The organism is Streptomyces uncialis (assembly GCF_001905345.1).
Lineage (GTDB): Bacteria > Actinomycetota > Actinomycetes > Streptomycetales > Streptomycetaceae > Streptomyces > Streptomyces uncialis.
The window spans coordinates 557,093-580,004 of sequence record NZ_LFBV01000001.1 but is presented as its reverse complement, the minus strand read 5'-3'; the positions used below and the strand labels follow the sequence as shown (position 1 = coordinate 580,004).

Below are 22,912 nucleotides of genomic sequence, written 5' to 3'. Positions count from 1 at the left end.
CGCCCGCGCCGCCCCGGCCGGGCGCACGGGGGCCGGTCCGGCCCGCGCCCCCGCCGGTACCCGCGCGGGGAGGGAACCCGGCCGTCCGGCCGGGGCCGTACGCCTAGAGCGTGGCGGCCACCCGTACGCCCACGCGGGTGCGGGTGGCGACGAGTTGGCCGTCCTGGGGGTAGGCGTGCCAGGTGCGCCAGTGCACGTGCCCCTCGTGCCGCTGGGCCAGCATCGCCGTGAACGCGTGCGGGTCGCCGGGGAAGACGCCCGCGAGGCCGTTCGGATGGTCGGAAACGAGTGCGATGAGTTCTTGCGCCCGGCCGGTGAACTGACCGCTGGACAGCGTCTCGACCCGGGCCGCGAACTCGTACTCCCAGTCCCCGACGCGTTCCGCGACCCCGAGCGGAAGGGGCGTACTGCTGCCGGGGATACAGGCGACGGTCTCCGAACAGATGCCGCGCTCCTCCTCCAGCAGGACCTGATGGGAGGCGCCGAGAAGTCTCAACTGGAGTTTGGTGCCCGACAGTTCGAGATCGAGGGTGGCCAGGGCGGGCAGCGGCTCCCGGCCCAGTGCCCAGGCGAGGTCGGAGGCGCTGGTGTCGGTGTAGGAGGTGGTGAGGGTCGTGAGCATGGGTCGGCTCCGCTAGCACGCAAAGAGAGGTGGGGCCGGCTGGCGCCCGGGGGTGGCGCGGGGCGAACGGTCCGGAACGGGTCCGGGCGATCTGATTGCCGGCTCGTGCCCACGAGGTGTCCGAGGGCTGCCTTGACGCTTAAGAGGGAATCATGAACTACGGCTCCACCACAGCGTTTTTACCCAACTTCGGAGGGTTTCCATCCCCCCGAGGGCTGCACAGCTCAACTGTTCAACCGCCGTGCCCCGTACCGCCGGTGACGGGATTTCACTCATGGGGCGGGGGTTACGGGAGAGGGTTCCCGTACCAGGAGTGCGCCCTGGTTCCACGCCCCCCGCCCCGGAACGCGCGCCCCCCGGCCCGCCACGACGACGGACACCCGCCGACCGGGACGGCCGACGGGTTCCGCACGGTGCCGATGGAAGGCGGGTACGTACGGTGCGCGGGTGCGGCTGCGCGGCCGGCCTCCGCAGCGCGGGCCGGCCTACGCCACGCGGGTCAGGACCCGCCGCCGCAGCCGCCTCCGCCGCCCCCGCAGGAGGAACTGCTCCCGCCGTCGGAGGAGGAACCGCAGGACGACCCGCCGGACGAACCGCTGGTGTGGTGGCCACCACCGCCCGAACCCCCGGAATCCCCCGCCCACCAGCTCCGCGACCGCCGCCGCCGCGAGCTGCTGAGCCCCGGCATGGCCCGCGAACTGATCACCAGGACGACCGTCACCACGGCCACCACGATGACAACACTCACGATGATCCCCATCATGAACCCCCCGTTCTCGCCCATATCCGCCGCACTGTCCGCGGCGCCTGGGTTGCCCTCATTGTCCGGTCATCATTCCGCATGTCGCGCGCGGTCCGAACCCCCCGGACACGGACCGCGCGCTGGCGTGTGACGGAGATGCCCTCCGCGTGTCCGCGCCAAAGCAGAGTTGAGGAAGTCCAGAGGTTGAGCGCAGGATGACGTCCATGACCTCGACCCCCGGCCCCGCCGGCCGCCCCCTCCTCAACCGCCGTCTCGCCGAGTTCGGGACGACGATCTTCGCCGAGATGTCCGCGCTCGCGGCCCGGACCGGTGCGATCAACCTGGGCCAGGGCTTCCCCGACACCGACGGCCCCGAGGAGATCCGCGAGGCCGCCGTCCGGGCGCTGCGCGACGGCCGGGGCAACCAGTACCCGCCGGGTCCGGGCGTCCCGGAGCTGCGGGAGGCCATCGCCGCGCACCAGGCCCGCCGCTACGGGCTGACCCTCGACCCGGACACCGAGGTCCTGGTCACCGCGGGTGCCACGGAGGCCATCGCGGCGGCCCTGCTGGCCCTGGTGGAGCCCGGCGACGAGGTCGTGGCGCTGGAGCCCTACTACGACTCGTACGCGGCAAGCATCGCGCTGGCGGGCGGTACCAGGGTCCCGGTCACGCTGCGCCCGTCCGGGGGCCGTTTCCGGCTGGACCTGGACGAGCTGCGCGCCGCGGTCACCCCGCGCACCCGGCTGCTGCTGATCAACACCCCGCACAATCCGACGGGCACCGTGCTGACCCGTGCCGAGCTGGCGGAGATCGCCCGGCTCGCCGTCGAGCGGGATCTGATCGTCGTCACGGACGAGGTCTACGAGCACCTGGTCTTCGAGGAGCCGGACGGCTCCGGCGGCCATGTGCCGCTGGCGGGTCTGCCCGGGATGCGGGACCGAACGCTCACGATCTCCTCGGCCGGGAAGACGTACTCGTTCACCGGCTGGAAGGTCGGCTGGATCACCGGTCCGCCCGCGCTGGTGACGGCGGTCCGCTCGGCGAAGCAGTTCCTCACGTATGTCTCGGCGGGGCCCTTCCAGTACGCGATCGCGGAGGCGCTCGCCCTCCCGGACTCCTACTACGACGGGCTGCGCGCGGAGCTGCGGGCCAAGCGGGATCTGCTCGCCGGGGGGCTGGCCGACGCGGGCTTCGGCGTCCACGTGCCCGCGGGCACGTACTTCATCACCACGGACATCCGTCCCCTGGGCGAGACGGACGGCTTCGCGTTCTGCCGCGCGCTCCCGTCCCGGGCGGGCGTGGTCGCCATCCCGAACGCCGTCTTCTACGACGACCGCGAGGCCGGCGCCCCCTTCGTCCGCTTCGCCTTCTGCAAACGCACAGAGGTCCTGGAAGAAGCGGTGACCCGCCTCAAGCAGCTCACCCCCTGACGGCCCGCCTTCGCTTGCGCTTCCCAGGTCCGTCCGGCGGGACGCACTTCGTTCCTGTGCCGTCGCTCGGTGGTTTCGCGCAGTTCCCCGCGGGTCGCCTTCGCTTGCGCTTCCGAGGTCCGTCCGGCGTGACGCACTTCTTTCCTGTGCCGTCGCTCGGTGGTTGTGCGCAGTTCCCCGCGCCCCTTTGGGGCGCATCCGGCTTGTTCTTCGGGTCGGTGCCGGTCGGGATTCTCCGTCCTCGATCCGACACGCTCGGTACGACGTCCAGCGGAGCTACTGAAGAGCATCGGAGTCTGCGAGCAGAGATTCCCGCCCACCCCCTCCCGCAGCCATGCGACTGCGCGAGGAGGGTGGCTAAACCCCGCCCCGGGCTGATGACAGCCCGCAGCCGGACGACAGCCCCAGGTGGGCGCCCCTTCAGGGGCGCGGGGAACTGCGCACCCACGGACTTACCCGCACAGGAACAAGTTCGTCCACCCGGACAAACCTCGGAAGCGCAAGCGAAGGCGACCCGCACCCGAAGAGCGACCGCAATGGGGCACCCCCCAGGGGCGCGGGGAACTGCGCACCCACGAACGACCTGTGCGGGGACAAGTACGCCAGGCACAGGAGACCCGGGGCCCGGGCGAAGGCGACCCGCACGGGACGTAGTGCGTCCAGCGCAGGAAACCTCGGAAGCGCAAGCGAAGGCGGCCTGCGGCGGATCGGGTGGGTGTACGCCCCGTTCGGCCGCGCCTCGGCCACCTCGCGGGACGCGCACCGCAAGGTTCCGGTGTGAGCCATCCCCGTACCATCGCGCCCCCGGCCCCCCAGCCCCCGGCCGCCGGGCCGGGAACACAGCGGTACCGACCGGCGATCCGGCGGCTGCCACCGGTGGTCACCGCGCTCGGACTGTTCGCCGCCGTACGGCTCGTCGGCGTCCTCGCGGTCGCCGTCGCCGCCTCGGCCACCGACCGGTCCCTGTTCCGGCTGCTGGGGCGGTCCTGGGACTCCGTGTGGTACCTCGGGATCGCCGCGCACGGCTACGGCCACCGCACCACGCACTACCGGCCCGGGGTCATCTTCAGCGACCTGGCGTTCTTCCCGCTGTACCCGGGGCTCGTACGGGCCGTGGAGAGCGTCCTGCCGGTGTCCTGGGGCGCCGCCGCGCTGCTGGTGTCGTGGACCGCCGCGGCCGCCGCCGCCTGCGGGATCTTCGTCCTGGGCAGCAGGCTGTACGGCCGCCCGGTGGGGCTGCTGCTGGTGCTGCTGTGGGGGGTGATGCCCCACTCGGTGGTGCTGTCGATGGCGTACACCGAGCCGCTGCTCACCGCGTTCGCCGTCTGGGCGCTGTACGCGGCGCTGTCCGGCCGCTGGGTCTGGGCGGGCAGCCTGGCCGCGCTCGCGGGGCTGTCCCGGCCCAACGGGTTCGCCGTCGCGGCGGCCGTCCTCGCCGCGGCGGCGCAGGAACTGTGGCGGGCCCGGCGCGAGGGGCGGAAAGTTGTCCACAGGCTGTGGACAGGCGCGCTGATCGCCCCGGCGGGCTGGTGCGCGTACGTGACCTGGGTGGGGCTGCGCAGGAACGATCTGCCCGGCGGGTACTTCAAGGTGCAGAGCGACTGGGGTTCCCGCTTCGACTTCGGGGTGGGCGCGTTCCAGTTCGTCGGGGTGCTCCTGACCCGCACCAGCCGTTTCGTCTTCCCCATCGCCCTGGTGACCGTACTGGTGGCCGTACTGCTGTTCGCCCTGCTGCTGGCCGAACGGGTCCCGCTGCCGCTGGTCGTCTACACGGGGGTGCTGCTGGTGGTGGCGCTCGGCGGGTCCGGCTTCTTCGAGTCGAAGCCGCGGTTCCTGCTGCCCGCGTTCCCGCTGCTGATCCCCCCCGCCCTGGCCCTCGCCCGGACGGCGAGAGCCCGGCCGGGGCACGCGATCGTCGTGATCACGTTCCTGACCGGGCTCTCCCTGTCCTACGGGGTGTTCCTCATCGCCTTCGGCCGCGCGCCGCTGTAGCCCCGGAAGGAACCGGGGGAACGGGGCGCCGGGGGCCGCGGGTACGAGGGGAACACGCCTGCGGGCCCAGCGGACCTCGCGGCCTGCCGGCCTCGGGGACCTGTGGGCCTGGGGGCCGCCTACTCGTCGTCGGTGCCCTCGGCGGAGTCGACGTCCTTCTCCAGGCCGAGGTGCTCGACCAGCCAGCGGTCGAACTCGATGGCGGCGCGGACCCAGCTCACCGTGGACGACACGAAGTGCTCCAGGCTCACCCCGGTGCCGATGAGCATCTGCGCCTCACCGATCAGCCGGACGGTGCCGTCGTCGTGGGTGTGGCTGTAGACCTTCGGCCACAGGGTGCGGCGGTTCCAGTCGTCGATGGACTCCAGCAGGCTTGCCTTGTCCTCGATGCCGTGGGGCCGGTCGTAGAACGTCCGCACGGAGAAGACCTGCTGCTCGTCCTCGCCGCGGAACATGAAGTACGTGCGGAACTCCTCCCACGGCGCCGCGAGGTCACCCTCGTCGTCGACGACGTACTTCAGCTCCATCTGGTCGAGGAGCTGCTTCACAAGATCCTGATCCGGGACGACGGGGCCCGCCGGTTCACCGGGCTGCGGCTCTGGCTGGCCCCCGAAGTTCGGAATCGAGGACGGGTCGATGCTCACCGTGTATTTCCCTTCGTACGGATTGAGTCATCCTCCCCCATGCCGGGCGGGTGATGGCAACCCCCGCCCGGCGGCGGTTACGCGTCGGTGGCTGGTTTCGGCGGAGAGGTCCCGATGGGGTTCGCTCAGAGCGTCTTTCCGGCCACCCCGGACGCCTCCCCGGACTCCGCTCCCGAGCCCGCCGAAGCCCCTTCGCCCGTCCCCTCCGGCGCGGGACCGGAGGCGCGGCCCACGAGCAGACCGTCCCCGAAGGTGTCGACCCGGACGGTGTCGCCGTCCTGGATCCCGCCGCCGAGGATCTCCTTCGCCAGCCGGTCCCCGATCGCGGTCTGCACCAGCCGGCGCAGCGGCCGGGCCCCGTACGCGGGGTCGTTGCCCTCGCGGGCGAGCCACGCGAGCGCCGCGTCGCTCACCTCCAGGGTGAGCCGCCGCTCGGCCAGCCGCTTGGCGAGCCGGTCGAGCTGGAGCCTGGCGATCCTCGCCAGCTCCTCGCCGTTCAGGGCGGAGAACACCACGAGGTCGTCCAGCCGGTTCAGGAACTCGGGCTTGAAGGACGCCCGGACCACTTCGAGAACCTGCCGCTTCTTCTCCTCCTCACCGGTCAGCGGGTCCACCAGGTACTGGCTGCCGAGGTTCGAGGTGAGGACGAGGATGGTGTTGCGGAAGTCGACGGTCCGCCCCTGGCCGTCGGTGAGACGGCCGTCGTCGAGGACCTGGAGCAGGACGTCGAAGACCTCCGGATGCGCCTTCTCCACCTCGTCCAGCAGGACCACGCTGTACGGGCGCCTGCGGACGGCCTCGGTGAGCTGGCCTCCCTCCTCGTAGCCGACGTAGCCGGGAGGCGCCCCGACGAGCCGGGCCACGCTGTGCTTCTCACCGTACTCCGACATGTCGACGCGGATCATCGCCCGCTCGTCGTCGAAGAGGAAGTCCGCGAGGGCCTTCGCCAGCTCCGTCTTGCCCACCCCGGTCGGGCCGAGGAAGAGGAACGAACCGGTGGGCCGGTCGGGGTCCGCGATCCCGGCCCGGGTGCGGCGCACGGCGTCGGACACCGCGCGCACGGCCTCGCCCTGGCCGATCAGCCGCCGCCCCAGCTCCTCCTCCATCCGCAGCAGCTTCTGCGTCTCCCCTTCGAGCAACCTCCCGGCCGGGATCCCCGTCCACGAACCGACGACGTCCGCGATGTCGTCGGGGCCGACCTCCTCCTTGACCATGGTGTCCCGGGAGGCCTCCTCCTCGGCGGCGGACGCCTCCTCCAGGTCCCGCTCGACGCCGGGGATCTCCCCGTACAGCAGCTTGGACGCGGTGTCGAAGTCGCCGTCGCGCTGGGCCCGCTCGGCCTGGCCGCGCAGCTCGTCCAGGCGTTCCTTCAGCTCACCGACGCGGTTGAGGGACTGCTTCTCCTTCTCCCAGCGGACGTTCAGCCCGCGCAGTTCCTCCTCCTTGTCGGCGAGGTCGCGGCGCAGCTTCTCCAGCCGCTGGCGGCTGGCGGGGTCGGTCTCCTTGGCGAGGGCCAGCTCCTCCATCCGCAGCCGGTCGACGGCCCGCTGGAGCTCGTCGATCTCGACGGGCGAGGAGTCGATCTCCATCCGGAGCCGGGACGCGGCCTCGTCGACCAGGTCGATCGCCTTGTCGGGCAGGAACCGGGAGGTGATGTACCGGTCGGAGAGCGTGGCGGCGGCGACGAGCGCGCTGTCGGCGATCTGCACCTTGTGGTGCGCCTCGTAGCGGCCCTTGAGCCCGCGCAGGATCGCGATGCTGTCCTCGACGCTCGGTTCGGCGACGAGCACCTGCTGGAAGCGGCGCTCCAGCGCCGGGTCCTTCTCGATCCGCTCGCGGTACTCGTCCAGCGTGGTGGCGCCGACCATCCGCAGCTCACCGCGGGCGAGCATCGGCTTCAGCATGTTGCCCGCGTCCATCGCGGAGTCGCCGCCCGCGCCCGCGCCGACGACGGTGTGCAGTTCGTCGATGAAGGTGACGACCTGCCCGTCGCTGTCCTTGATCTCCGCGAGGACGGTCTTCAGCCGCTCCTCGAACTCGCCCCGGTACTTCGCCCCGGCGACCATCGCGCCGAGGTCGAGGGAGACCAGCCGCTTGTTCTTCAGGGATTCCGGTACGTCGCCCTTGACGATGCGCTGGGCGAGCCCCTCCACGACGGCGGTCTTGCCGACGCCGGGCTCACCGATCAGCACGGGGTTGTTCTTGGTCCGGCGCGACAGCACCTGCACCACCCGGCGGATCTCCTGGTCCCGGCCGATCACCGGGTCCAGCTTGCCCTCGCGGGCCGCGGCCGTGAAGTCGGTGCCGAACTTCTCCAGCGCCTTGTACGAACCCTCCGGGTCCGGTGTGGTCACGCGGCGCCCTCCCCTGCTCTTCTCGAACGCGGCCAGCAGCTTCTTCGCCGTCGCGCCCTGGCCGCTCAGCACCTCCCCGGTCCGGCCGCCCTTGGCGGCGAGACCGAGCAGCAGATGCTCGGTGGACAGATAGTCGTCGCCGAGGTCCTTCGCGTACCGCGCGGCGTCCGCGATGACGGCCAGCGTCTCGCGGTCGGGCTGCGGGGGCGCGACGGTCGACCCGGTCACACTGGGCAGCGCGGCGAGCAGCCGCTCACCGCCGGCCCGTACCGCGGCCTGGTCGGCCCCGACGGCGACGAGCAGATCGACGACGTTCTCGTTGTCCCGGCCGCTCAGCAGCGCGAGCAGCAGATGGGCCGGCGTGAGATCGGGATGCCCCTCGGACACGGCACGGCTGCTCGCCGCGTTCAGCGCGTCCCTGCTCCTGTTGGTCAGCTCGGCGTCCACGTCCGCTGTCCCCTCCTGCCTGACTCTTCCTGTTCTGACTCCCTCAACTTACACAAAGTTGAGTCTAATCCACTCAACCCCAGGAAGGCAGTGCGGCTCCCCCGTAGATTCGCCGCCATGACCTCCCCCGCGGCGCCGTCCGCCCCCGACCCCGCGTACCTCGCCTTCTGGCAGGAGCGGCATCTGTGCACCCTGACCACCCTGCGCCCGGACGGGACGCCGCATGTCGTTCCGGTGGGGGTGACGTACGAGCACGGAGCGGGAGAAAAGGGCATCGCCCGGGTGATCACCAACCGTACGAGCCGCAAGGTGGCCAACATCCTGGCGGCTGCGGGTACGGGGTCCGATGCCGACGGCGGCACGGCACGGGTGCCGGTGGCGGTGTGCCAGGTGGACGGGGGCCGCTGGGCCACGCTGGAGGGCCACGCGGAGGTCGTACGGGACCCGGACCGGATCGCCGACGCGGTAACCCGTTACGCGACCCGCTACGGCCGCACCCCGGCCCCCAACCCCCAAAGAGTCCTGATCGAGATCACAGTAACCAAATCCCTGGGCCGAGCCTGACCCTCACACGAACAGACCCGCACCCGGACGCCCACCGCAAGAGAGCGCCCCCAAAGGGGCGCGAGGAACTGCGCAAACGAGGGCCGCCCCGCACCCGAAGAGCGACCGCAAGGGGGCAGCACCTCAGGGGCGCGGGGAACTGCGCACCCACCGAGCGACCTGTACGGGAACAAGTACGCCCACCCGGACAGACCCAGGGGCGCGAGGAACCGCGCGAGCAACCACGGGCCGCCCGCACCCGAAGAACGACCGCAATGGGGCAGCACCTCAGGGGCGCGCCCGCACCCGCTCGGGAACCGCAAGGGGCGCGACCAAAGGGGCGCGGGGAACTGCGCACCCACCGAGCGACCTGTGCGGGAACAAGTACGCCCACCCGGACAGACCCAGGGGCGCGGGGAACTGCGCACCCCACGAACGACGGCACAGGAACAAGTACGTCCAGCCGGACAGACCCAGGGGCGCAAGCGAAGGCGACCCGCACAGCAAAAGGCGCGCCCAGCACAGGGACCCGCAACGGCCGCCCACGAACGACAGCGGCGCCACCGTGTTTCAGGTCCACGGTGGCGCCGCTGCGGGGGGAAGTACCTGGGGCGACTTGTAACGACGGGGGAATCGCCTCAGGCACTGCGGGGGGTGGCGGAGATGGTCCTCGGGGTGTCGCGTTCCGCCGGAGCGTCACGGTCCACCAGTTGTTCGTGGTCACGCTGGTCGAGATTCACAAAGATCATTCCGTACCGGATGGCGCACCGGACCGGCCGGGGCGCGCCCCGGGGCCTGCGCAGACATCGGTACGCGCGGACGTCCTCTTCCTCGTCCCGTACGACGACGACCGGCTCCCCGAACAGGGTCACCATCAACGAGTCGCCCTGATGGGGGATGGCCGTGACCAGATCGATGAAGTGCCATCCGGAGCGATAGGCGGTTGCCATCTCGCGCCGGAACGACCGGTCGTCGGGGGGCGTGCTCATGCGTCCGCGGCGGTCGGGGCTGAATTTCCCCAGCCGGTGTCCGCGGGCCTGACGACCGTGCCGGCCGGCTTGGCCTTCGCCGGAGCGACAGGTCCCCAACCGGTGTCGGGCACCGAGTGGACGGTCCTGCTGCCCCAACCGGTGTCCGCGTGGGCCGTCTGGGAGCCGGCCACGACACCGAGTGCTCCGGCGGCCACCACCACGGAGAAAGTCGCCAGCACTGAGCGAAGCATTCTCTTGTACATAGTCGGCTTCGTCCTCACCTGATGAAGTCCTCTCCCCCGGTGCAACAAGACGATGGCTCATTCAGGCACGTCAACACCACTGGAGCGATGCATCATGTTCTTGCACGTTCAAGACCCTGGGGGGTGGAGAATTGCCCATAACCAACACACATCCGACACATCACCACTCCGTGGCCGAACTGTGTGCCGAGGGCGCACAGCTCTACGCGAGCGCACTCAGTGCCGGAAGGATCGCCCGAGCGGAGGCGGAAGCGGCGCCATGCCTCCTGGAATTCGCCCTTCTCCACCCCGATCCGGACGATGCGAACTGGCTCCGGCCGGTTCCCCCGTCCGTCGCACTGGCACAGCGCCTCCACCCGATCGAACGGGAGATCCTGGACCGACGACGACTGTCCATCGAACTGACCGAATCATTCGAGCCGTTCATGGCCATCAGCGCACAGAGCCCCGCACCGACCCACGCCATCACCGTCCTCGAAGGCATCGACCGGATCAACGCGGCACTCAATGTCGCTACCGCCGAGTGCCGCACCGAGGTCCTGACCATCCAGCCCGGCGGACGCCGCAGTGAGCACATCCTCAGCCAGGCGCTGGAACGCGACCGGCCCCTGACCGACCGGGGTGTCCGGATCAGAACCCTCTACCAGCACACCGTCAGGCACAGCCAGGGCACGATGGCGTACGTCGACCGCATGGCCGACGGCCGGATCGAGATCCGGACCCTGGAGGAGCTGATCGAACGGCTCATCGTCTGTGACGACACCGTGGCGTTCATCCCTGCCGGGGGCGGGCCCGACGGCAAGGACGATCTGGCGCTGGAACTGCGCCACCCCGGACTCGTCCGCTATCTGAAGCGCGTCTTCGAGCAGTTGTGGCGCCGCGCCACCCCGCTCATCGACGAGGTCCCGTACCGGCCCACCCCCGACGGCATCACCGGCGTCCAGCTGTCCATCGCCAAACTCCTCGTCGAGGGGTACGTGGACGAGGCCATCGCCCGCCGGCTGGGGATGAACGTCCGTACCTGCCGCGCCCATATCGCCAAGCTCGCCGCCTCCCTCGGCAGCGGCAGCCGGGCCCAGCTGGGCTATCTCATCGCACAATCGGGCATGCTGGAGCACAATCAGTGACCGACGACCAGCCGGGGCGGCCCCGGAATCCGACCGCCCGGCCCTTCTGGAGCGGCAGCAGTGACGGACCCCACCCCGCCCGCGGGGCACCGGAGCCATGACCCCCATGAGATCGAGAATCTCTGCGCGGCCGGTACACAGACCTACGCCCGCGCGCTGCGCGCGGGCAGGATCACCAGGCAGGACGCCGCACCGGCGCCCTGTCTGCTCGACTTCGGACTGCTGCGCCCCGACCCCGGCGATCCCGGGCGGCTGCTCCCCGCGGCCCCGGCGGTGGTGCTGCCGCAGCTGATGCGGGCGATCGAGGACGACATCGCCCGCCACCGCAGACGGGAGGCGACCCTCGCGGAGCTCTTCGAACCGTTCATGGAGCTGGGCACCCCGGACGCCGCGGCGGCGGACGGGCCGGACGGCTCCGGGACCACCGTGCTGCACGGCCTCCGGACCATCAACCACGCGATCGGCGAGGCGATGGCCCACGCGGTCGGCGAGCTGCTGACCGTCCAGCCGGGCGGGGCGCGGCCCTCCGGCGCGCTGGCCGCCGCACGGCCCCGGGAGCAGGCCATGCTGGGGCGGGGGGCGCGGATGCGGACCCTGTACCAGCACACCGCGCGCCATTCGGCGCCGGTCGTCGCCCACTACGAGCAGTTGCGCGGGGACGTCGAGGTCCGCACCCTCAGCGAGGTCACCGAGCGGCTCGTCGTCATCGACCGGGCGGTCGCGTTCATCCCCGCGGCGAAGGACCGTACGGTGGCCCTGCGGGTCCACCATCCGGCGCTGGTGGGGTACTTCGTGACCACCTTCGAGCGGCTGTGGCGGCTCGCCACCCCGATGTGGCCCACCCCGGCCCGGCGGACCACCCCGCACGGCGTGCCCGCCCGGCAGTACGAGATCGCGGAGCTGCTGGTGGAGGGGCACACCGACGCGGAGATCGCGCTGCGGCTGGCGATGAACGTCCGTACGGTGCGGGTGCACATCGCGAAGCTCGCGAGCACGCTGGGCAGCGACAGCCGTGCGCAGCTGGGGTATCTGATCGGGCGCTCGGGCCTGCTCGAACCGGGGGTGGGCAGTTCCCCGCGCCCCTAGGGCGTGTCCGGGCGTACCTGGTGCGCGGGGGCGGGCGGGTCGTCCTCCGTGGTGGGGCGCGGGGGGCTGTCGAGGCCGTTCTGGGCGATGCGTACGCCCAGCTGCGCGCGGCTCACCGCGCCCAGCGCCTCGCTCAGCTTGCGGATGTGGTGGCGGGCGGTGCGGACGTTGATGCCGAGCCGCTGGGCGACCTCGCCGTCGGTGTAGCCCTCGGCGAGCAGCGCCGCGATGGCCTGCTCGCGGCGGGTGATGCCCTCGATCCCGGAGCCCGCGGCGAGCGGCGCCTCCAGGGGGTGTCCGAGCCGCCACAGCCGCTCGAAGACGATCGCGAGGAACTGGACGAGGCCGGGGTGCCGCAGTTCCAGCGCCACGGTCCGGTCCTCCGTGGCCGGGACGAACGCCACCTTGCGGTCGAAGATCAGGAGCCGTTCGATCACCTCGTCCAGCGTCCGCACCTCCGCGGCGCCGCCCATCCGCTCCAGGTACTCGTACAGTCCCTGGCCGTGCCGGGCGGCGTGGGTGTACAGGGTCTGCATCTTGACGCCCCGCGCGGCCATGATCAGCGCCAGCGGCAGCGCGTCGTTGAGCACGGACTCGCGGCGCACACCGCCCGGCTGCACCGCCAGGTGCTCGATCATGCAGGCGTCGGACGCCTCCGCTATCGCCTCCCGGATCCGGGGCTTGCCCTCCAGGACGCGGATGCCGGCCCCGGCGCTGGGGGCGTCGGTGTCGATGTCGAGGCCCGTGTACCGCTCGGCGAGGCGCGTCAGCGCCACCGCGCGGGCCTGGCTCTGCCCCAGTTCGTCCCGCAGCCCGCGCAGCAGCCGGGCGACGACCTCGCCGGGCGGCTCGGGCACCAGCCACGCCGTGTCCTCCGGATCGGGGGACAGCAGGGCCAGTTCGACCAGGCAGGGCGCTCCCGCCGCCGCCGCGCGGTCGATGCGGCCCGCCTTCAGGGCCGCCGCGTACACCCGCTCCCCTTCGCCGCAGAGCTGATCCACCCCGTGTGCGTGTACCTCAGCCATGTCCCCGTCCCCACCTCCGGAGTGCCGTTCATGCCGATTCGCCCGCTTCTTTACCCTTGCGTCCCCCCTCCGCTTGGCACAGTGCAACAAGATGACGGTGGTGTAGCCCTCCTGTGACCGGCAGAGTGGAGCGCGGGGCGAGGGGAGGGGAATTCTTGGTCGCCCCACGGGTTTCCCCCGAGTCGGCCAATCCCCCTGGCCGACCCGGGGGGCCCTTTGACTTCCGGCACCCCCGCGCGGCCGCTCACTCCGGCCGGCGGCCGGACCCGGACGATCCGACGGCGGCACCGGACCGCCGGTCACGCGGTCGGCGCCTGCCGGGCCGGAGCACCGGACCCCACCCTGGGTCACAGGGTTCAGGCGAGCGGGTCAAGCGTCGCACACCTCACTGACAGTCACACCCCGGTTGGCCGGGCGGCGTTGATCGCGCGCGGAAACGCCGAAGGGGCCGGAAGGCGTTCCTCCCGGCCCCTGGACCGTGTACGGGCCCCGGACCCCACGGCCCGGCGGCGGACTACTCCTGGCCCCTGTTGGGCCGCCACACGACCAGCGCGCTGGTCTGCTGGACCTCCTGGTACGGGACGAGGTCCCGGCGGTACGAGGCGTGCACCGCGGCCTCCCGCTGGCGCATCATCGCCGCGGCGCCCTCCGCGGCGGCCTGGAGCTCGGCCACCCGCGCCTGGAGCGCGGCGACCTGGTTCTCCAGCTCGATGATCCGCTTGATACCGGCCAGATTGATGCCCTCGGTCTGGGACAGCGCCTGTACCTGCCGGAGCAGTTCGATGTCCCGCGCGGAGTACCGCCGGCCCCGGCCCGCCGTACGGTCCGGGGAGACCAGCCCGAGCCGGTCGTACTGCCTGAGGGTCTGCGGATGCAGCCCGCTGAGCTGAGCCGCCACCGAGATCACGTACACCGGCGTCTCGTCGGTCAACTGGTAGGGGTTCCTGCGCCGACCGCCCGTGCTCATCCCGTCCATGGCGTTCATGCTCCCTTCGCGGCCTCGAACAGCTCCGCCCGCGGATCGACGTCCACGGTCGCCTCCCGGTACGCCTCCAGAGCGTCCCGGGCCTTGCCGGTCACGTCCTTCGGCACCACGACCTCCACCGTCACCAGCAGATCGCCGCGGGTGCCGTCCTTACGGACCGCGCCCTTGCCGCGCGCCCTCATGGTCCGGCCGTTCGGGGTGCCCGGCGGCAGCTTCAGCGTCACCGGCGGACCACCGAGGGTCGGTACCTTCACCTCACCGCCGAGGGCCGCCTCGGCGAAGCTCACGGGCACGGTCACCGTCAGGTTGTCGCCCTTGCGGCCGAACACCGGGTGCTCGCCCACATGCACGACGACGTACAGATCGCCCGCCGGACCACCGCGCTCGCCCGGGGCGCCCTTGCCGCGCAGCCTGATGCGCTGCTTGTCCGAGACACCGGCCGGGATGCGCACCTGCATGGTCCGCGACGACTTGGCGCGTCCCGAGCCCTTGCAGATCTCGCAGGGGGTCTCCGCGATCAGACCGCGGCCCTTGCAGTCCACGCACGGATCGGTGAGCGAGAATCCGCCACCGCCGCCACGTGACACCTGTCCCGTACCGACACAGGTGGGGCACACGCGCGGGGTGCCGTTCTTGTCGCCGGTGCCCGAACACGCCTTGCAGGGGGCCTGCGAGGACATCCGCAACGGCACCGTCGCCCCGTCGACCGCCTCCGTGAAGCTCAGCGTGACCTCGGACTCGATGTCCTGGCCACGCCGGGGCTGCACCCGGGTACCCGTACCCGCGCCGCCCCGGTTGAACAGCCCGCCGAACACGTCGCCGAGCCCGCCGCCGAAGCCGCCGGCCCCCGCTCCGCCCTGCGCGTTGCCTCCGAAGAGGTCGCCCAGGTCGAAGTTGAAGTTGTTGCCGCCCGCGCCGCCCGGACCCGGCCGGTAGCCGCCGTTGCCGAACAGTGCGCGGGCCTCGTCGTACTCCTTGCGCTTCTTGGGGTCACCGAGGATGTCGTTCGCCTCGGAGATCTCCTTGAAACGGTCCTCGGCCTTGACGTTGCCCTTGTTGGCGTCCGGGTGGAACTCGCGCGCGAGCTTCCGGTACGCCTTCTTGATCTCGGCCTCGGTGGCGTCCTTGGGGACGCCGAGGACCTTGTAGTAGTCCTTCTCGATGAAGTCCTTGGTACTCATCCCCGACGTCCCTCCTCTCCCCGCGTGACTCGGTCAGCCCTCGTCCGGGCCACCGCTGTCCTTGCTCTTGGCGTCCTTGCCGCCCTCACCGGTGCCGTCCGCGGTGTCCGCGCCGTCACCGGCGTCGGACCCCTCGGGCTGCTCCGGACCGTCCGCGCCGTCCTTCACGGACTGCGCGCCCGGCTGCGGTTCGGCCACCGCCACCCGCGCGGGGCGGATGGTGCGCTCGCCGATCCGATACCCCGGTTGCAGGATCGCGACGCACGTCGTCTCGGTGACGTCCGGTGCGTAGCTGTGCATCAGGGCTTCGTGGATCGTCGGGTCGAAGGGCTCGCCCTCCTTGCCGAACTGCTGGAGGCCCATCTTCGCGGCCACCGTCTCCAGCGATTCGGCCACCGACTTGAAACCACCGAGCAGCTCGCCGTGTTCCCTGGCGCGCCCGATGTCGTCGAGCACGGGCAGCAACTCGGACAGGAGGTTCGCGACGGCGACCTCCTTGACCGCGATCCTGTCCCGCTCCACCCGGCGGCGGTAGTTCTGGTATTCGGCCTGAAGTCGCTGGAGATCGGCGGTGCGCTCGGCGAGCGCGGTCCGTACCTGGTCCAGTTCGGCCGTCAGGCCCACGTTCTGTGCGCTGGCGTCCCCGGCCCGGCCCGCCGGGCCCTCCGAAGTGGAGGGCTCGGCGGAGTCGGCGGCGTCGGCTGCCTTCTTGGATGCGGCGCCGTCGGAGACATCAGCGGGCTCGTCGTGCTCGTCGAAGCCCGGGGTCTCCTCCGTCACGCGGCACCGTCCTTGCGGTCCTCGTCGACGATCTCCGCGTCGACGACGTCGTCGTCGGCCTTGGCACCGGCGCCTTCGGCACCCTCGGCACCGGCCGCGCCGGCCTGGGCGCCCTGCGCGTCGGCGTACATGGCCTGGCCCAGCTTCTGGGAGACGGCGGCGACCTTCTCGGTGGCGACCCGGATCTCGGCCGCGTCCTCGCCCTTGAGCTTCTCCTTCAGCTCGGCGATCGAGGCCTCGACCTCGGTCTTCACATCGCCGGGGACCTTCTCCTCGTTGTCCTTGAGGAACTTCTCCGTCTGGTAGACGAGCTGCTCGCCCTGGTTGCGCGTCTCGGCGGCCTCGCGGCGGGCGTGGTCCTCCTCCGCGTACTTCTCGGCCTCCTCGCGCATGCGGTTGACCTCGTCCTTCGGCAGCGAGGAGCCGCCGGTGACGGTCATCTTCTGCTCCTTGCCCGTGCCGAGGTCCTTCGCGGTCACGTGCATGATGCCGTTGGCGTCGATGTCGAAGGCGACCTCGATCTGCGGGACACCGCGCGGGGCGGGCGGCAGACCGGTCAGCTCGAACATCCCGAGCTTCTTGTTGTACGCGGCGATCTCGCGCTCGCCCTGGTAGACCTGGATCTGCACGGACGGCTGGTTGTCCTCGGCCGTGGTGAAGATCTCCGACCGCTTGGTCGGGATGGTCGTGTTCCGCTCGATGAGCTTGGTCATGATGCCGCCCTTGGTCTCGATACCGAGGGACAGCGGGGTCACGTCGAGGAGCAGGACGTCCTTGACCTCACCCTTGAGGACACCGGCCTGGAGCGCGGCGCCGATGGCGACGACCTCGTCCGGGTTGACACCCTTGTTGGCGTCCTTGCCGCCGGTCAGCTCGCGCACCAGCTCGGCGACGGCGGGCATCCGGGTCGAGCCGCCGACCAGGACCACGTGGTCGATCTCGGACAGGGCGATGCCCGCGTCCTTGATGACGTTGTGGAACGGCGTCTTGCAGCGCTCCAGGAGGTCCGCGGTCAGCTGCTGGAACTGGGCGCGGGTGAGCTTCTCGTCCAGGTGCAGCGGGCCCTCGGCGGACGCCGTGATGTAGGGCAGGTTGATCGTGGTCTCGGTGGACGAGGACAGCTCGATCTTGGCCTTCTCGGCGGCCTCACGCAGGCGCTGGACGGCCATCTTGTCCTTGCCGAGGTCCACGCCGTGACCGTTGTTGAACTGCTTGACCAGGTAGTCCACGACCCGCTGGTCCCAGTCGTCACCACCGAGGTGGTTGTCACCGTTGGTGGCCTTCACCTCGACCACGCCGTCGCCGATGTCCAGCAGCGAGACGTCGAAGGTGCCGCCACCGAGGTCGAAGACGAGGATCGTCTGGTCGTCCTTGTCGAGGCCGTACGCCAGGGCGGCGGCCGTCGGCTCGTTGACGATGCGCAGGACGTTCAGGCCCGCGATCTCGCCGGCCTCCTTGGTGGCCTGGCGCTCGGAGTCGTTGAAGTACGCCGGGACGGTGATGACCGCGTCCGCGACCTTCTCCCCCAGGTAGGCCTCGGCGTCACGCTTCAGCTTCTGAAGGATGAACGCGGAGATCTGCTGCGGGTTGAACGCCTTCTCGTCGATGTCGACGCGCCAGTCGGTGCCCATGTGGCGCTTCACGGACCGGATGGTCCGGTCGACGTTGGTGACAGCCTGACGCTTGGCGACCTCGCCGACGAGCACCTCGCCGTTCTTGGCGAAGGCGACGACGGACGGCGTGGTCCTGGCGCCCTCTGCGTTGGTGATGACGGTGGGCTCGCCGCCCTCCAGAACGCTGACGACGGAGTTAGTCGTGCCCAGGTCGATGCCGACCGCACGTGCCATTTCGATTCCTCCAGAGAAGCTTGCTCGGACCAGCTGCGCGCCGCCCGGGGGTCCGGATACCGAACCTGAGCGGAACACACTCAAGGATGCACGAAGCCTCCGGCCGGGTCAACAGACCTGAGCGTGTCCGACTCAACTTTTATCCTCCCCTTACATCAACCCCCCACCCCGACCTGCGGCTCAGCTCCGCCCGTGGGTGCGCGGTTCCCCGCGAGTCGCCTTCGCTCGCGCTTCCGAGGTCTGTCCGGCCTGGCGCACTTGTCCCGGTGCGGGCCGGACGTGGGTGCGCAGTTCCCCGCGCCCCTGGATGCTGCCCCTTCGGGCTGTCCGTCGGGTGCAGGTCTGCCCTCGTCTTTCGCGCAGTTCCCCGCGCCCCCGAAGGGGCGCCCACCTGGGGTTGTTTTTCACCCTCCTCCTCGCGCAGTCGCGCTGCTGCGGGAGGGGGTGGGCGGGAATCTCTGCCCGCAGACTCCGATGCTCTTCAGTCGGGCAAGGGGGACGTCCGACCGAGCGTGTCGGATCGAGGACGGAGAATCCCGACCGGCCCCGACCCGAAGAACAAACAGAACGCGCCCCAAAGGGGCGCGGGGAACTGCGCAAAGACGAGGGCGCACCCGCACCCGAGGGGCAACGGACCGGGGCAGCATCCAGGGGCACGGGGAACTGCGCGAAACCACCGAGCGACGGCACAGGAACGAAGTGCGCCCCGCCGGACAGACCTGGGAAGCGCAAGCGAAGGCGACCCGCCGGGACGGACCCCGGGGAAAAGGGTTCGTCAGCCGGAACGGCGAGGTGAGATCCTGGGGGACGTATGTCTACGCAGCCCGCTTCCGTGTCCGGCGCCCGAGGCGACCTCGGTGAGCGCCTCATAGAGCTCCCCCCGAGGGACGCCCACCGCCTGAGCCGCAGGCTCGACGGCGCCCACCGCATCCGCGAACCGCAGGCCCGCACCGCGGCCCTCGCGGAGATCACCGCGGAGATCGACCGCCTGGCGGCCCGCACCGCGGCCCGCCGCGCCCGCGTCCCCGAGGTGACATACCCGCAAGAGCTCCCGGTCAGCCGGCGCAAGGACGACATCCTCGCGGCGATCCGCGACCACCAGGTGGTGATCGTCGCAGGTGAGACGGGGTCCGGAAAGACCACGCAGATCCCCAAGATCTGCCTGGAACTGGGCCGCGGCGTCCGCGGCATGATCGGTCACACCCAGCCCCGCCGCCTCGCGGCCCGTACCGTCGCCGAACGCGTCGCGGACGAGCTGAACACCCCCCTCGGGGAGGCCGTCGGCTGGAAGGTCCGCTTCACCGACCAGGTCGGCCAGGACACCTTCGTCAAGCTGATGACGGACGGCATCCTGCTCGCGGAGATCCAGACGGACCGCGAGCTGCGCGCCTACGACACGATCATCATCGACGAGGCCCACGAGCGGTCGCTCAACATCGACTTCCTGCTGGGCTACCTCGCCCAGCTGCTCCCCCGCCGCCCGGACCTGAAGGTGATCATCACCTCGGCGACGATCGACCCGGAGCGCTTCTCCCGGCACTTCGGGGACGCCCCGATCGTCGAGGTCAGCGGCCGCACGTACCCCGTGGAGGTGCGCTACCGGCCGCTCCTGGAGGACGGCGCCGAGGAGGACGCCGGCGACCGGGACCAGATCACCGCGATCTGCGAGGCGGTGACCGAGCTCCAGGGCGAGGGCCCCGGCGACATCCTGGTGTTCCTCTCCGGCGAGCGGGAGATCCGGGACACCGCCGACGCGCTGAACAAGATGTTCACGCGCGCGGGCAGCGTCCTGCGGCAGAACACCGAGGTGCTGCCGCTGTACGCGCGGCTGTCGCACGCCGAGCAGCACCGGGTGTTCCAGGCGCACTCCGGCCGCCGGGTCGTCCTCGCGACGAACGTCGCCGAGACCTCGCTGACCGTCCCCGGCATCAAGTACGTGATCGACCCGGGCACCGCGCGGATCTCCCGGTACAGCCATCGCACCAAGGTCCAGCGGCTGCCCATCGAGCCGGTCAGCCAGGCCAGCGCCAACCAGCGCAAGGGCCGCTGCGGCCGTACCTCGGACGGCATCTGCGTACGGCTCTACTCGGAGGACGACTTCGAGTCCCGGCCCGAGTTCACGGACGCCGAGATCCTGCGCACCAACCTCGCGTCCGTGATCCTCCAGATGACGGCCGCCGGGCTCGGCGCCATCGAGCGGTTCCCGTTCATCGACCCGCCGGACCACCGCAACATCCGCGACGGTGTCCAGCTCCTCCAGGAGCTCGGCGCGCTCGATCCGGCCGAGAAGGACCACCGCAAGCGGCTCACCCCGCTCGGGCGCAAGCTCTCGCAGCTGCCCGTCGACCCGCGTCTCGCGCGCATGGTCGTCGAGGCCGACAAGAACGGCTGCGTCCGTGAGGTCATGGTCATCGCCGCCGCGCTGTCCATCCAGGACCCCCGGGAGCGGCCCGCCGACAAGCAGACCCAGGCCGACCAGCAGCACGCCCGCTTCAAGGACGAGACCAGCGACTTCCTCGCGCTGCTCAACCTCTGGCGGTACGTGCGCGAGCAGCAGAAGGAACGCGGCTCGTCGTCGTTCCGCCGGATGTGCAAGCAGGAGTACCTGAACTTCCTGCGCATCCGGGAGTGGCAGGACATCTACAGCCAGCTGCGGTCCGTGGCGAAGTCGATGGGGGTCGTGGTCAACGAGACCGACGCCTCCGAGCAGGCCGTCCACACCTCGCTGCTGGCCGGGCTGCTGTCCCATGTGGGCCTCAAGGACACCGAGAAGAACGAGTACCTGGGCGCGCGCGGCGCCAAGTTCGCGATCTTCCCCGGCTCGTCGCTGTTCAAGAAGCAGCCCAAGGTCCTGATGTCGGCCGAGCTGGTGGAGACCTCCCGGCTGTGGGCCCGGGTGAACGCGCGGATCGAGCCCGAGTGGATCGAGCCGATCGCCGGTCATCTGGTCAAGCGCACATACAGCGAGCCGCACTGGGAGAAGGACCAGGCCGCGGTGATGGCGTACGAGCGGGTGACCCTGTACGGCGTCCCGATCGTCGCGCACCGCAAGGTCAACTACGGCCGGATCGACCCGGAGACCTCCCGCGACCTGTTCATCCGCAACGCCCTGGTCGAGGGCGACTGGCGCACCCACCACAAGTTCTTCGCGGACAACCGCCGGCTGCTGACCGAGGTCGAGGAGCTGGAGCACCGGGCCCGCCGCCGCGACATCCTCGTGGACGACGAGACCCTGTTCGACTTCTACGACGAGCGGGTGCCCGAACACATCGTGTCCGGCGCCCACTTCGACTCCTGGTGGAAGCGCAAGCACCGGGAGGAGCCGGACCTGCTCGACTTCGAGCGGGAGATGCTCATCCGGGAGTCCGCGGAGGCGGTCACCAAGGCCGACTACCCGGACTCCTGGCGCCAGGGGCCGCTGACCTTCCGGGTGACGTACCAGTTCGAGCCGGGCGCGGACGCCGACGGGGTCACCGTCCACATCCCGCTCGCGGTGCTCAACCAGGTCACCGACGAGGGCTTCGACTGGCAGATCCCGGGGCTGCGCGGGCAGGTCGTCACGGAGCTGATCCGTTCGCTGCCCAAGCCGATCCGCCGGCACTACGTCCCCGCGCCGGACGTGGCGCAGCGCTTCCTGAAGCGGGCGGTCCCGCTCCAGGAGCCGCTGACGACGACGCTGGCGCGTGAGCTGCACGCGATGGTCCGGGTGCAGCTCGCTCCTGACGACTTCGACTGGGCGAAGGTCCCCGACCATCTGCGGATCACCTTCCGGGTGGTCGACGAGCGCCGCCGCAAGGTGTCCCCGGACGCCGAGGACAAGGATCTGGAGGCCCTGCGGCAGCGGCTGGCCCCCAAGGCCCGCCAGGCCGTCTCCCGGGCCGTCGCGGCCACCACGGAGCGCTCCGGCGGCACCGCGATCGAGCGCTCCGGGCTCACCGACTGGACGATCGGCAGTCTGACCCGGGTCTTCGAGGCGCGCCGCGCGGGTCAGCCGGTGAAGGCGTACCCGGCGCTGGTTGACGACGGGGACACCGTCTCCGTGCGGCTCTTCGACTCGGAGGCGGAGCAGGCCGAGGCGATGTGGAAGGGCACCCGCAGGCTGATCGTGCGCAACATCCCGGTGAATCCGGCGAAGTTCGCCCTCGACAAGCTCAGCAACGCCCAGAAGCTGGCTCTTTCGGCCAATCCGCACGGCTCGGTGCAGGCCCTGTTCGAGGACTGCGCGACCGCCGCGGCCGACCGGCTGATCGCCGACTTCGGGGGCCCGGTGTGGGACGAGGAGTCGTTCCGGAAGCTGTTCGACAAGGTCCGCGCGGAGATCGTGGACCTCACCGTGCGGACGGTGGGCCAGGTCCAGCAGGTGCTGGCTGCCTGGCAGGCCGCCGAGCGGCGGCTGAAGGCGACGACGAGCCCCGCGCTGCTGGCGAACACCGCGGACGTCAGGGCCCAGCTCTCCGCCCTGGTGAAGCCCGGGTTCGTGACCGAGGCGGGCATCGGGCGGCTGGCGCATCTGATGCGCTATCTGGTCGCGGCGGACCGGCGGCTCCAGCAGATGCCGGGCGGCGTCCCCCGGGACACCGCCCGGATGGAGAAGGTCCACGACATGCGGGACGAGTACGCCTGGCTGCTCGAACAGCTGCCCAGGGGACGGCCGGTGCCGCGCCAGGTACGGGACATCCGCTGGATGATCGAGGAGCTGCGGGTCAGCTACTTCGCGCACTCCCTGGGCACGGCGTACCCCGTCTCCGACAAGCGGATCGTGAAGGCCATCGACGCCGCCGCGCCGTGACCGCGGGGCGCCCCGGCCCGGTGATCGGCCCCGCACGCTGGGTGAGTTCGACCGCATGGCCTGCGCTGCTGTAGAGTCCTGTTT

The 22,912-nt window shown here is 70.9% G+C and carries 15 protein-coding genes and 1 pseudogene; 6 read left to right on the top strand and 10 right to left on the bottom strand.

Annotated elements, in window-relative coordinates; all coding sequences use genetic code 11:
* Positions 1-103: 103 nt before the first annotated feature.
* Complete coding sequence (locus AB852_RS02480) at positions 104-622, bottom strand: DUF2617 family protein (protein ID WP_073783106.1); 519 nt, start codon at positions 620-622, stop codon at positions 104-106.
* A 499-nt stretch (positions 623-1,121) separates the two neighbouring features.
* Complete coding sequence (locus AB852_RS02475) at positions 1,122-1,406, bottom strand: hypothetical protein (protein WP_178390927.1); 285 nt, start codon at positions 1,404-1,406, stop codon at positions 1,122-1,124.
* Positions 1,407-1,579: 173 nt separating this feature from the next.
* Here AB852_RS02475 and AB852_RS02470 point away from each other — a divergent pair, with 173 nt between their 5' ends.
* Entirely contained in the window at positions 1,580-2,794 is a 1,215-nt protein-coding gene (locus AB852_RS02470; protein ID WP_073783104.1) for a pyridoxal phosphate-dependent aminotransferase, read from the top strand.
* Between the two features lie 777 nt (positions 2,795-3,571).
* A complete protein-coding gene (locus AB852_RS02465) occupies positions 3,572-4,786 on the top strand; it encodes a mannosyltransferase family protein (protein WP_107499110.1) in 1,215 nt (404 codons plus the stop codon).
* A gap of 119 nt (positions 4,787-4,905) precedes the next feature.
* Here AB852_RS02465 and AB852_RS02460 read toward each other — a convergent pair whose 3' ends face one another.
* Both AB852_RS02460 and clpB read right to left on the bottom strand, forming a co-directional pair.
* A complete protein-coding gene (locus AB852_RS02460; RefSeq protein ID WP_073783102.1) occupies positions 4,906-5,430 on the bottom strand; it encodes a type III secretion system chaperone family protein in 525 nt (174 codons plus the stop codon).
* A gap of 215 nt (positions 5,431-5,645) precedes the next feature.
* A pseudogene (gene clpB, locus AB852_RS02455) lies at positions 5,646-8,231 on the bottom strand (ATP-dependent chaperone ClpB); the annotation flags it as partial.
* Between the two features lie 117 nt (positions 8,232-8,348).
* Here clpB and AB852_RS02450 point away from each other — a divergent pair.
* Positions 8,349-8,795, top strand: coding sequence for a pyridoxamine 5'-phosphate oxidase family protein (locus AB852_RS02450; RefSeq protein WP_073783100.1), 447 nt, complete (start codon positions 8,349-8,351; stop codon positions 8,793-8,795).
* A gap of 617 nt (positions 8,796-9,412) precedes the next feature.
* Here AB852_RS02450 and AB852_RS02445 read toward each other — a convergent pair.
* Positions 9,413-9,763 carry a Rieske (2Fe-2S) protein gene (locus AB852_RS02445; protein WP_073783098.1) on the bottom strand — a complete coding sequence of 117 codons (351 nt, stop codon included), beginning with the start codon at positions 9,761-9,763 and terminating at the stop codon, positions 9,413-9,415.
* A gap of 415 nt (positions 9,764-10,178) precedes the next feature.
* Here AB852_RS02445 and AB852_RS02435 point away from each other — a divergent pair, with 415 nt between their 5' ends.
* Complete coding sequence (locus AB852_RS02435) at positions 10,179-11,135, top strand: helix-turn-helix transcriptional regulator (protein WP_245876584.1); 957 nt, start codon at positions 10,179-10,181, stop codon at positions 11,133-11,135.
* Positions 11,136-11,195: 60 nt separating this feature from the next.
* Positions 11,196-12,221, top strand: coding sequence for a helix-turn-helix transcriptional regulator (locus tag AB852_RS02430; protein ID WP_073783091.1), 1,026 nt, complete (start codon positions 11,196-11,198; stop codon positions 12,219-12,221).
* Here the strand turns inward: AB852_RS02430 and AB852_RS02425 are convergent.
* The 5 genes from AB852_RS02425 to dnaK form a co-directional block, all read right to left on the bottom strand.
* Entirely contained in the window at positions 12,218-13,246 is a 1,029-nt protein-coding gene (locus tag AB852_RS02425; protein WP_073783089.1) for a helix-turn-helix transcriptional regulator, read from the bottom strand. The two genes, AB852_RS02430 and AB852_RS02425, sit on opposite strands and share 4 nt — an antisense overlap.
* Before the next feature lie 514 nt (positions 13,247-13,760).
* On the bottom strand, positions 13,761-14,213 hold the full coding sequence (locus AB852_RS02420; protein WP_073785283.1) for a heat shock protein transcriptional repressor HspR: 453 nt from the start codon (positions 14,211-14,213) through the stop codon (positions 13,761-13,763).
* Between the two features lie 14 nt (positions 14,214-14,227).
* Positions 14,228-15,412 (bottom strand): molecular chaperone DnaJ, encoded by a 1,185-nt coding sequence (gene dnaJ / locus AB852_RS02415; RefSeq protein ID WP_073783087.1) that lies wholly within the window; start codon positions 15,410-15,412, stop codon positions 14,228-14,230.
* 33 nt (positions 15,413-15,445) lie between these two features.
* Complete coding sequence (gene grpE / locus AB852_RS02410) at positions 15,446-16,192, bottom strand: nucleotide exchange factor GrpE (protein ID WP_073783085.1); 747 nt, start codon at positions 16,190-16,192, stop codon at positions 15,446-15,448.
* Positions 16,189-18,039: a molecular chaperone DnaK gene (dnaK, locus tag AB852_RS02405; RefSeq protein WP_073783083.1), complete on the bottom strand. Its 1,851-nt coding sequence runs from the start codon at positions 18,037-18,039 to the stop codon at positions 16,189-16,191. Before dnaK ends, grpE begins: the two co-directional genes overlap by 4 nt.
* An 811-nt stretch (positions 18,040-18,850) precedes the next feature.
* Here dnaK and hrpA point away from each other — a divergent pair.
* Positions 18,851-22,828: an ATP-dependent RNA helicase HrpA gene (gene hrpA, locus AB852_RS02400; RefSeq protein WP_073783081.1), complete on the top strand. Its 3,978-nt coding sequence runs from the start codon at positions 18,851-18,853 to the stop codon at positions 22,826-22,828.
* Positions 22,829-22,912: the final 84 nt, after the last annotated feature.